Raw genomic sequence first — 11914 nt, 5'->3', positions numbered from 1 at the left:
AACCCTATCCTCTTTTCAAAATAAACTCCAACAGATCGTTTATCGGTTGGCGGATGATCTTACCTACATGCACATCATTTTCTTCGCAAACGGCTTTTAGCTCATCGGCAAAAACATAGGCAATAGAGCCTACAAAGTGGCATTTAAATTTGTTGTATTGTGGGTACGATTTGATATTGGTATCAACAAACTCCAGCAGGCCTTTCTTAAGCAGTTGCTGCCCGTATTGTGTGTTGCGGATCTCGGTTAAAAACTTAGAGAAAATTGCCAGGTAAGAGTTCCCCCGCGGCTTTTGATATACGTTTACAATTACGTCTTCCTTTTTTAGGTTGTAAGCGGCCTTAAATTTAGCATTGATATCATCGGGCATATTGCCGTACAGGTAGTCGGTTACCAGGGCTTTGCCAAACCATGTGCCCGATCCTTCATCGCCCAGTGCATATCCCAGGCCATGCTGTCCGTCGTGAATATCTTCGCCATCAAAAAATGAGATGTTTGAGCCTGTACCTAACACACAGCAAAACCCTTTTTCGTGTCCGCAGGTTGCATACGCCGACGCCAGCAGGTCGCTGTCTACACTTACATATGCATTAGGTATTAAACTACTAATGGCGTTAGACACTATCTCGTGCCTGTCGGGGCTGGAACAGCCAGCGCCAAAAAAGTAGATCTCGGTAATATCCGCGGCTAAAGCCACCATATCAGGTACTTGCTCCTGTATGATCCTGGCTATTTCTTTTTCGGTTAAAAAATATGGGTTTAGTCCGGCGGACTTAAATGCTTTGTTTTCCTGTCCTGGTACTGATAGCAACCAGTCTGTTTTAGATGATCCGCTGTCTGCTACTAATATCATGTACTAAGTTCCTCAAGCGCCTGGTGCGTAAGCGGCTTATGAACAAAACGGGCAACATATTTATTGCCCATTGATTTATTCATATCGGTCGGGTCAAGAGACGAGGAAAGCATAAATATCTTCACTACGCCTTTGTTATCCAGATCAAGCGCTTCGTATTCCTGTAAAAACTCAAACCCACTCATCATGGGCATACGTATATCCAAAAAAATAGCGTCGGGCTTAATGCTCCCATCGCGCAAGGCGTTTATAGCATCTTGTGCTGATTGTATTACAATTATGTTATCTGCGTACTTGCCGCTCTCTAAAATTTTGCGCGTGACAAAGTTGTCAATATAATTGTCATCTATGAGCAGGCATGTATTGAAGTGAACAGGCATCGTTGTTCAAAAATAAACTTTTAATACAATTAAAAGTAGTTTATTGAATATTTATGCTGTTTGTTATCTGCTGCAGGGTAACCTCGGCCATTTTCGACTGGTACTGCGCCGAAAAAAACTTCGATTGCGCGTCCAGGTAGTTCCTTTGGGCCTCGCGGATCTCTAACTGGGTGATATTTCCTATTTTATATTTCTCTAACGATATGTCAAGGTTTTTCCTGGCAAGCTCTACGCTCGACTGACCGATCCTGATCAGGTCTAACCCCGAAAGGTAGGCCACATAAAAGTTGCTTATCTGCGCTTCAACATCAAGCATTACCTGCTTTTGGCTCAGCTCGGCATTGGCAATTTGCAGCTTGGCATTACGTTCGCGGCGCCATTGATTAAGCCCGTCGAATATATTTACCGATGCTGTTAAGCCGTAAGCAAAACCGTGGGCATTCTGGCTTAAAGTGAAACCTGCCGGGGTTTTGCTGTTGCTGAATGTATAACCGGAGGTAACCCCAATTACCGGGTAACGGGTTGACTTTACCTGGCGAAGGTTTATCTCGGCCAGGCGCTTATTTATCTGCGATGATAATATATCGGGGTTTTGCGCCTGCGCTTTAGCTAAAATATTTCCTAATATCAGTGTATTATTTACAACAATAGTATCCCCTACGGTAAAGTCTGTTTGCAGGTTGCGTACCAGCAACTGGTTCATCTGGATTTTAGTTTGGCGATATTGCTGAAGCTGCGTTATAAGATTTGATGTATCGGTATTTAAATTCACCTGTGCATTATAAACATCCAATCTTGATACCCGGCCAACCGTAAATTTATCATTTGAGTAGCGGAGTTGGGTACGCGAAATCTCTATAGCGCCACGCAATGCTTTTATCTGCTCGGTTTGGCTGATAAGGTTGTAGTAAGTATTGATAACATTTGCAACAGTGCTTTGAATGGTATCCTGCAAACGGATGGCGCCCAGCTTATCTTGCTCCTTTAACATGTCGTAATTGGCAAACATGTTAAAGCCGTCAAAAATTGTCCAGTTAAGGTTTACGCCGTAATTGTTGTTACTGTTATTGGCAGTAAGGTTGTTCACTGTACCATCGTTACGGGTTTGCTTAATTTTCTGGTTGCTTTTATTTAAAGCAGCATCTCCTGTAACTAATGGTAAAAAGCCGGCGTTGCCCAGCGTAACGTTATTGCTGGCAATGGTCGCGTTGTTTTGTGATAACCTTATGTTATAATTATTCTTCAGTGCTATTTCAACGGCATCTTTCAAGGTGAGCAAAGGGGCATCCTGCGCCCTTGCAACCGCAAAAGCAGCAACGCAAAAGATCAAGCAAATAATTCTTTTAATATTCATATTGCTTAAAGTTTTTCAATTAATAAGGGCGCTTTAGGTTCAACTTCCTCTTCCGGCTCATGATCGGGGTCGCGGCGGGTTTTAGCAGCAAATATCATGTACATGGTTGGGATAACATAAAGCGTTAACACCAACGAGAACAGCATCCCGCCAATAATCACAATACCTAACGATACACGGCTTTTAGCACCCGCACCCAATGCCAGCGCAATAGGTACCGAGCCCAATACTACCGCCAAACTGGTCATCAATATAGGGCGTAAACGCGATGTAGCCGCTTCAACAACCGCCTCATATTTGCTTAAGCCATGCTCCATTCGCTGGTTGGCAAATTCCACAATGAGGATCCCGTTCTTGGTTACCAAACCTACCAGGGTAATGATACCTATCTGGCTAAAGATATTAAACGTTTGATCGAACAGCCACAGCGACAGAAATGCCCCCGAAATAGCCAATGGTACCGTTAACATGACAATAAACGGATCCACAAAACTTTCGAACTGCGCGGCAAGTACCAGGTATATCAGCAACAAAGCAAAAACAAACGCGAAAAGAATGTTTGATGAACCCTCGGCGTAGTCACGTGAAGGGCCGCTAAGCGCTGTACTAAAGGTATCGTCAAGCAACTTCGCTTTAATACGTTCCATTTCGGCTATACCATCGCCTACGGTTTGGCCGGGCGCAAGGCCGGCTTGTACCGTTGCCGATTTATACCTGTTAAAGTGATAGATAGACGGCGGGCTTGCGCTTTCCGCAACCTTCACAACGTTATCTAACTGTACCAGACCACCTTTTGTGCTACGTACATAAACCGATTTAAGGTCTAAAGGTTGGTCGCGGTTAGCGCGGTCTACCTGGGCAATTACCTGGTATTGCTTACCGTTGATAAGGAAATAATCTAACCGGCCGGCGCTGTAATAAAGCTGCAGAGTTTGAGCGATATCATCAACAGATACGCCCAGGTCGCGGGCACGGTCGCGGTCGGTGGTTACCCTTAGCTCGGGTTTGGTGAATTTCAAGTTCACGTCCGATCCCTGGAAAACCGGGCTTTTAGATACTTCAGCAAAAAACTCCGGCAGTACCTTTCTTATCTTTTCAAAATCCTGGTTCTGTATAACGTATTGTACCGGCAACGAAGTACGCGCCCCGCTACCGCCGCCGCTTATGGTTTGTTCCTGCACCACAATAGCGCGGGCATCCGGCATTTTGGTCAATTTTTTATTGAGCCAGTCGGCAAGTTCCTGCTGGGTACGCACACGCTGGTCTGGGGCTACCAAACCTACACGGCCAAAGCCGGAGTTTGCAGAGCCACCACCACCAAATGATGGCGATACTATCTCCAGGTTTACATTTGCTTCGGGGATAGAGTCGGCAACCAAATTTGCAACCTTATCCATATAGCGGGTCATGTATTCGTAAGTAGCACCTTCAGAACCGGTTACCGAATACCGCAGCAAGCTGCGGTCATCAAGCGGGGCTAATTCTGACGGGGTAATTTTAAATAGTACGCCCGTCATGAGCAAACAGCCTGCAAGTATCACCCATGATACCCACGTTTTTTTCATAAACTTAACCAGGCTTTCGGTGTAGCTGTTGGTCATGTTTACAAAGAAGGGCTCGCTCCAAACGTAAAATTTCGATTTCTTTTGGTTCTTACGGATCAGCTTTACATTAAGCATCGGTGTTAGCGACAGCGACACAAAGGCCGAGATCAACACCGCCCCGGCGACAACGACCGCGAATTCGCGAAACAGCCTTCCTGTAAAACCCTGTAAAAAAACGATAGGAAGGAATACAGCCGCCAGCGTAACAGATGTTGATACCACCGCGAAGAAGATCTCGGCACTACCCTCAAAAGCCGCCTTACGGATAGCCATACCGGCCTCTACCTTTTTGTAGATATTCTCGGTTACAACAATACCATCATCTACCACCAAACCCGTTGCCAGCACAATGCCCAGCAAGGTTAGGATATTGATAGAAAACCCAAACACATACATGATAAAGAATGCACCTATTAAGGATACCGGGATATCTATCAGCGGGCGGAAGGCAATCAGCCAATCCCTAAAGAAAAGATAAATGATAATTACTACCAGTATGAATGAGATCAACAGGGTTTCCTTTACCTCGGTAATGGAGTTGTTGATAAAACGAGTATTATCTAAAGCCACCTTAACAGAAATATCCGGCGGAAGGTCTTTTTTTATCTGATCTAAGCGTTTGTAAAAATCTTTAGCTATCTGCACATAGTTGGCGCCCGGCTGTGGCACAATAGCTAAACCCACCATGGGCACGCCCGACTCCTTTAACGATGTTTCTTCATTAGCAGAACCTAACACCGCGTAACCAATATCGTTAAGCCTGATAACCCGGTTGCTATCTGCGCGGATGATAAGGTTATTAAAATCTTTTTCGGTAGTTAGCTTGCCAAGAGCACGGATGGTGATCTCGGTATTATTACCCTCAATTTTACCTGCAGGTAATTCCACATTCTCGCGCGAAAGCGCGGCACCAATATCGGTAGCAGTAAGGCCAAGTGCAGACAGCTTATTAGGATCTATCCACAAGCGCATGGCATACTGACGCTGGCCCTGTACGTTAATGGTACTTACACCGGGGATAGTCTGCAAACCTTCCAGCAGCACATTCTCCGCGTAATCATCCACTTGGGTAATGTTACGGGTGTTACTGCTTACGGTAAGGGTAATAATTTGATCGGCACTGGCATCGGCTTTGGTAACTACCGGCGGGGCGTTAATATCCTGCGGCAACTGGCGCTGGGCCTGGCTTACTTTATCGCGCACATCGTTAGCGGCAGTCTCAAGGTCGGCATCCAGATCAAACTCTACCGTTATATTGCTTGACCCCACCGAGCTTGTTGATGATATGTTACGGATACCCGGCACACCGTTAATTGCTTTTTCTAAAGGCTCGGTAATTTGCGACTCGATAACATCTGAGTTAGCCCCCGAGTAACTGGTAGAAACAGAAATAATAGGCGGATCGACCGACGGGAAATCGCGCACGCCCAAAAATTTGTACCCTATTACACCAAATACTACTATCACAACAGACATTACTGTTGCCAATACGGGCCTCTTTATACTTACGGAAGATAAACTCATATTAGTTATTTGATAACTTTAAGGATCTTAACAGGTGCTTTCGGGCGGATCTGAATTAAGCCTGATACAATGATGCTATCGCCGGCTTTAAGGCCATCTACAATTTGTATTTTGGTATCGGTACGCAAGTCGGTCTTTACATTCTGCGCTACCGCGATGCCATTTTTATACAAATAAATTTTGCTGCTTTTTAAATCTGGAATAACGCATTCGGTAGGCACCATAATGGTTTTCGGGATTTGATCCAGCGTTAGATTTATTTTAGCGAAAGCGCCCGCTGTTAAAACATTTTTAGGGTTTGGCGCCTTTGCACGCACGGTAATGGTACGCGAGTTTGCATCCAACGCGGGTTCAATAGCGTAAACAGTGGCGTTAAAGTTGTCGCGCGAGCTTTCTACCGTAAAGGTAACCTTGCTACCTGTGCCAATAATAGGCAGATAACGCTCGGGCACCGAAAAGGTAACCTTTGCCGGATCTATATTCACAAGGGTAGCAATTGGGGTTGATGGCGATAAGTAGCCACCCGGGCTAACATTTCTTAACCCAATAACACCGGAGAATGGCGCGCGGATCTCGGTGCGGCTTATTTGCGCCCTCACCACATCTGCTTGTGCCTGTAAAGATTGCAGCGACGATTGCGAGGTTTGATACTCCTCCTTGCTTACGGCTTCTTTTTGGTATAATATCTTGTTGCGGTTATTAATATCGCGGGCAAGCACCATTTGCGCTTCATATTGCTGTAACGATGCCTGGAGGTCTTGGTTGTAAACCTTAACCAACAGTTGCCCTTTTTTTACGCGGCTACCTTCGTTAAAATAAATGCCGGTGATATTACCTGCGGTTTGGCTAATAAGGTTTACCCTTTCGTTGGCATCAATAGTACCGGTAATATCTATCTGGTTGCTAACGGCGGTATCTTTAACAATCATCACGTTAACAGATACGGGGCCGTTTTTACGTTTGCCTTTACCCGCGGTAGCGGCAGCGTTTGCTTTACCTTTTTTACTAAAAAATTTATTATAAACTAAGAATGCAACAAGCAGCGCAAGTAAGGTATATATAATGTATTTGGCTTTCATATGTGCATGTTAGGGGTATATGTATTCATTTATAAGCGGTTATGATACAAACTTGTGTAAACATAAATTGTTAACTCATCACCACATGAATGGCGATGCCAAACAATTTAAACTGCAATATTAACCCCTTATATATCAATTTGATTGCATGTATCAACCATTTTACATCGCAACTGTTTTTACCCCGTTTAATTTAAAAACATAAATTTTATAACTTGCCGCATGAAAAAATTGCAATTAACCGCACTGGTACTTTTAACCCTCTTTTTTATGGACCCTAAATCGGGCAACGCTGCCGGCCTTGCTAAAATATCGTACAAGGTTAGTTTCCCAGAAGCCCAGGCACATTATGTAGATGTAGAAATGACCGTTTCTAATCTTGCACAGCCGTCACTTGAAGTTAAAATGCCTGTTTGGGCGCCGGGTTCGTACCTGGTACGCGAATTTGCTAAAAATATCGAATCACTTACCGCGAGCGCGAATGGCAAGGCCGTTTCTGCACCCAAGATCAATAAAAACACCTGGAAGCTGAATACTACAGGCCTTTCATCGGTAACCATAAAATATAAGGTATATGCTTTCGAGTTATCGGTACGCACCAGCTTTATAGATGTATCGCACGCTTTCCTTTCTACAACGGGTATCTTCCTGTTCCCTAAAGGAATGCTGGCACAACCATCAACCATTACCATAAAACCTTATAAAGACTGGAACAAGGTATCTACCAGCCTTGAAATGGTTAAGGGCGATGTATTTAGCCGCACCGCGCCAAATTTCGACATTTTGTACGATTCACCTTTAGAAATAGGTACGCAAGACGTGTTTGATTTTGACGTGGCAAATACGCATTACGAAGTAGCCATGTATGGCGGCGGCAATTACGATAAAGAACGCCTTAAAAAAGACATGGCCAAAATAATTGAGGCTGAGGCAGCCGTTTTTGGCGAGAACCCTAATAAGCACTACACCTTTATTGTGCATAACAAGCAGCGTAACGGCGGAGGCTTAGAGCATTTAAGCTCTACTGTTTTAGGCGCTTCGCGCGATGGCTACACCAATGAGCGCGTTTATCACGGCTTTTTAGGCTTGGTTGCGCATGAGCATTTCCATCTTTGGAATGTAAAACGCTTACGCCCAATTGCCTTAGGCCCCTTTGATTACGACAACGAAAATTATACTACCAACCTTTGGATAGCCGAAGGGTTTACTGCGTATTACCAAAACCTCATTTTGCGCTACGCCGACCTTGCCGATACCCAAACCTTTTTGAGTGATATGGTAAGCGATATTAACACGGTTGAAAACCAACCCGGCACCAAGGTGCAGCCGTTGGCCGAGTCGAGTTTTGACGCGTGGATAAAAAGTTACCGCCCTAACGAGAATTCATATAACACCGGCATCTCCTACTACGACAAGGGCGCGGTAATAGGTATGCTGTTAGATCTTGAGATCATTAACAACAGCAACGGCAAATACAGCCTTAACGATGTAATGAAGTATATGTATGACACGTATTACAAAGGAAAAAAACGCGGATATACTGATGCTGAATTTAAAGCAGGATTTGAAAAATTTGCAGGCAAGAACCTTAATGATTTTTACGCGCAATACATTAATGGCTTAGCTGCCATAAAGTATGATAAATACCTGGGCTATGCCGGTTATAAACTGGTTGATGAACTGGCATCTACCAATAACGCCGACCTTGGTGTTGCTGTTAATACCCGCAACATTATCACCACTGTTTTCCGCGACGGGGCGGGTTGGGTTGATGGCCTTAACGTAGGCGACCAGATCACCAACATTGACGATACTCCGGTTACCGATCTATCGGCTATAAAAGGTAAAAAAGTAGACGATAAAATAGTGGTTACCGTTAGCCGCGATGGACAGGCGTTTAAAATCCCTGTCACCCTAAAACGCAATGATAACGTGAAATATACCATTACCGAATTACCAAATGCTACACCACAGCAACTGGCTGTACGCAAAAAATGGTTAAAATTATAATTGTAACATACCTCATTACAAGGCCCTACCCGTTTCAGGATAGGGCCTTTTTTGTTGCCTTGCTTTGTAATATTGAGGCTTTGCAAGCATCCCTTTCTTTAAAAGAAAAAAATATAAAACATTTTTTATTGATTTAACATTTGTATAATAAACCAAAAAAAACCATTTAATACATTAACCATGAACTCATTATTATACACCATAGCAGTCATACTTGTAATAGGCTGGGCAATTGGCTTCTTCTTTACTGCTGTAGGCAGTTTAATTCACATTTTGCTTGTAATTGCGGTTATATCGGTAATATTAGGCATTATACGCAGGCCAACAGCAGTTTAAAGCGCCTGTAGAAAAAGTTTTAAAGGCCGGGCTACCCGGCCTTTTGTGTATCAAATCACCTGTTGCGTATTTAGATCATTTATATGAAAATTCCATTCACCCCGCAATTACTTGGCGACCTTATTGAAAAAGGCTATACCTATGTTTTGGCAAGCACAGCTACCGAAGCATCAAACATTGTATTAAAACCGGTGAGGGAAAAGCCAAAGTTGAACACACTCCCAGAGGGGTTTGATACTTTTTACAGAATAACGCGGGAACCTATGCAACTGGCTTGTGGTGTAGATGGGATAAATGTTGAAGTTGATTATGCCACGCTTAACCCAACCATTACCGGCGAGGATGTTTTTGAAGATAGTTATTTTAGAATGAGCGAAGATTTCTTTCGGCAGGTACTGGATAGTATTGAAGACTATGCTGTATTTACTACCGATAAAAATGGCGACGTAAATAGTTGGAACAGCGGCGCGGAACGTGTTTTAGGTTATACAGAAACTGACGCTATTGGCAGGTGCGCAGATATATTTTTTACGCCCGAAGATGTAGCAAAAGGCGCACCTGGTGTAGAGCTTGAAACCGCTAAACAGAAAGGCCGCGCAATTGACGAACGCTATCATGTGCGTAAAGATGGCTCGCGCTTTTGGGGTACCGGCCTTGTATTTCCTTTACTTGACGAAGACGGGATTCACCGTGGCTTTACCAAAATCATGCGCAACCTGGGCGAGGAAAAAGAAGCGCAGCGTGAGGGACCAGAGTTATAATAAAAAGCCGGTCTGTTTACATACAGGCCGGCGTAATTAAACTATAACTAACTGGTCATTTCTCTAACAGGCTCTTCTTTTTTGTTGTTATTAGTACAACGCCATTTTCTCCCCCCGAGCCGTAAAGCGCGGTTGCCGATTTATCTTTAAGTACTGTTATACTTTCAATAGAGCCTGCATTCAGGTACTTCATTTCACTTTGCTTAATTATTGTACCGTTAAGTACATAAAGCGGGGTTGTACCATATCCATTTCTTATTTTTATCAGAGGCGATGTTTTGTCGGTATCTCTCAAAAAAATTTCCGGGCCTTGTGCCGGCATATAACCTGTGGTTTTACCCTTTTTATCATTGTCAGCAGCAAGCGCAAAACTTAGTGGCACGCTGTATGCTACTTTAACTGGGGTACCATTGTCTTTTCCCGGTATCCACTTCGGGCTGCTGTTCATAACGCGCAGGGCTTCTTCGTCAATATCCCTGCTAACGCCTTTAACCACCCTTACACCAGTAAGCCGGCCATCTTCTTCAACCACAAAACTTACAATAACACGGCCCTGGATATTAGCTTCGCGCGCGGCTTTAGGGTATTTAACATTAGCGGCAAGCCACTTAGAAAAAGCTGGCAACCCACCGGGGAAGCTTGGCATATGTTCAACAGTGTTAGCAACTACGCCTCCCGAATTGTCGGCAGGCGTAGTTACCGCCCCTATCTTGTTATTGTTCATTGTAAAGTTTATGGGCACTGTGTATTGCACGCGTACTTTACGTTTGTTTTGTATGCCGGGGTTCCATTTTGGTGATGCTTTAAGCACCCTTATCGCTTCTTCATCGGTGCCGCTGCCTACAGACCTTACAACTTTGAAATCAGACAACGATCCGTCTTTCTCCACTACAAAAGTGATGATAGAACGGCCCTGAACATTATTTTTTACAGCCTCTGCAGGATATTTTAAATTGCTTGCAAGGTATTTTTCAAACGCCGCCTGCCCGCCCGGGAAAGTTGGTGAATGTTCAACCGCCGTAAATACCTGATTTTTGTTTTCATCCGGTACGGTATCAGCAGGCAGCTTATCTTTCGTTGGGTTGTAAGTAATAATAGTGGTTTTATAAGTGGTATCTGTTAATACCGCTTTTGCAGGTGCATCAAAAACCTTTTCGGCTTTGTTGTGAATGGCGCCGATGGCGTGGCTGTTTTCGATAGTTGCTGAGGATAGTATCAGCATCATAATAAACAACGGTGCCGAGAGGCCATATTTGATCAGCTTAACGCGCTGCGATCTGTTTTTTTGTAACATCATGATCCGTTTTTTTAGTAAACTGTGATTGTAAAATGGGTTAACTAACTGGTGTGCCGGCGTGTCAAACGTTTGGCTCAGCAATAACAATGCGTACTCTGCCTTGTCAGTACCTGCTTTAAGCGTATGCCTGTCGGCGATGTACTCGTGCACGTGTTTAATAGCATATCGGTACAGGTAAACCACGGGGTTAAACCAATTGATGATCATCACCGCTTCTATGATCAGCACGTCTGCTGAATGGAATTGGCGGGCATGCACCAGCTCGTGGCTTTCTATCACTTCCTTGCCATTTATACCATCGCTTATCTTTATCTTGTTAAAAAAAGAATAAGATACTGATGGTGAAGGGTCTTTAATTATTCGTCTTAATAATATCAGCTGGATGATTAGCTTAACTGCTAAAACTACTACCCCTACCGTATATAATGCAACCAGCACCTGCCCAATGGTTACGGGGTTGTTTTTTATAGGGGCTAAATCTGTTATGGTAATGGCATTGCCACCGTAAATACTGTATTGTACCTTTTGCGTTATAAACAGGCTTTTAACCCATTCGCTTTGTATCAGGGGGATAAAAAACGATAGTGTGGCTGTACCCACCAGGTAAATGCGGTTAAGCTGAAAGAACGTTTCGCGACGCAACAATAAACTGTAAAAGCCAAAAAACAGAGTCAGGTAAATATTTACCAGCAATAAATAATGCCACCAGTTCATAA

The 11914-nt window shown here is 43.9% G+C and carries 9 protein-coding genes; 3 read left to right on the top strand and 6 right to left on the bottom strand.

From position 1 onward, the window contains the following. Nucleotides 1-4 precede the first annotated feature (4 nt). From ACFQZI_RS13335 to ACFQZI_RS13315, 5 genes are read right to left on the bottom strand one after another with little or no spacing between them, the layout of a single operon-like run. The gene (locus tag ACFQZI_RS13335) at nt 5-853 is read right to left on the bottom strand and encodes an N-acetylglucosamine kinase (protein ID WP_377143206.1); all 849 of its coding nucleotides are present in this window, start codon (nt 851-853) and stop codon (nt 5-7) included. Beyond that, on the bottom strand, nt 850-1233 hold the full coding sequence (locus ACFQZI_RS13330; protein ID WP_377143204.1) for a response regulator: 384 nt from the start codon (nt 1231-1233) through the stop codon (nt 850-852). Before ACFQZI_RS13330 ends, ACFQZI_RS13335 begins: the two co-directional genes overlap by 4 nt. 40 nt (nt 1234-1273) lie before the next feature. Continuing rightward, nucleotides 1274-2587, bottom strand: coding sequence for a TolC family protein (locus ACFQZI_RS13325; RefSeq protein ID WP_377143202.1), 1314 nt, complete (start codon nt 2585-2587; stop codon nt 1274-1276). Between the two features lie 5 nt (nt 2588-2592). After that, nucleotides 2593-5715 (bottom strand): efflux RND transporter permease subunit, encoded by a 3123-nt coding sequence (locus ACFQZI_RS13320; protein ID WP_377143200.1) that lies wholly within the window; start codon nt 5713-5715, stop codon nt 2593-2595. Between the two features lie 5 nt (nt 5716-5720). Then, nucleotides 5721-6794: an efflux RND transporter periplasmic adaptor subunit gene (locus tag ACFQZI_RS13315; protein ID WP_377143198.1), complete on the bottom strand. Its 1074-nt coding sequence runs from the start codon at nt 6792-6794 to the stop codon at nt 5721-5723. Nucleotides 6795-7016: 222 nt separating this feature from the next. On the opposite strand from ACFQZI_RS13315, the gene ACFQZI_RS13310 reads away from it, so the two are divergent. The 3 genes from ACFQZI_RS13310 to ACFQZI_RS13300 all read left to right on the top strand — a co-directional run bounded on the left by ACFQZI_RS13310 (nt 7017) and on the right by ACFQZI_RS13300 (nt 9901). Next, nucleotides 7017-8804, top strand: coding sequence for a M61 family metallopeptidase (locus tag ACFQZI_RS13310; protein WP_377143196.1), 1788 nt, complete (start codon nt 7017-7019; stop codon nt 8802-8804). 180 nt (nt 8805-8984) lie between these two features. Then, nucleotides 8985-9140, top strand: a complete 156-nt coding sequence (locus tag ACFQZI_RS13305) for a lmo0937 family membrane protein (RefSeq protein WP_377143194.1) — start codon at nt 8985-8987, stop codon at nt 9138-9140. A gap of 83 nt (nt 9141-9223) precedes the next feature. Then, nucleotides 9224-9901: a PAS domain-containing protein gene (locus ACFQZI_RS13300; protein WP_377143192.1), complete on the top strand. Its 678-nt coding sequence runs from the start codon at nt 9224-9226 to the stop codon at nt 9899-9901. 55 nt (nt 9902-9956) lie between these two features. On the opposite strand, the gene ACFQZI_RS13295 is transcribed toward ACFQZI_RS13300, so the two are convergent. Next, nucleotides 9957-11912, bottom strand: coding sequence for a TonB family protein (locus ACFQZI_RS13295; protein ID WP_377143190.1), 1956 nt, complete (start codon nt 11910-11912; stop codon nt 9957-9959). Nucleotides 11913-11914 lie beyond the last annotated feature (2 nt).

Origin of the sequence: Mucilaginibacter lutimaris (assembly GCF_042676625.1) — a bacterium.
In the GTDB taxonomy this organism is placed as follows: Bacteria; Bacteroidota; Bacteroidia; order Sphingobacteriales; family Sphingobacteriaceae; genus Mucilaginibacter; species Mucilaginibacter lutimaris.
Note: the sequence above shows the minus strand (reverse complement) of the source record. Positions and strands in the feature narration are given on the sequence as shown.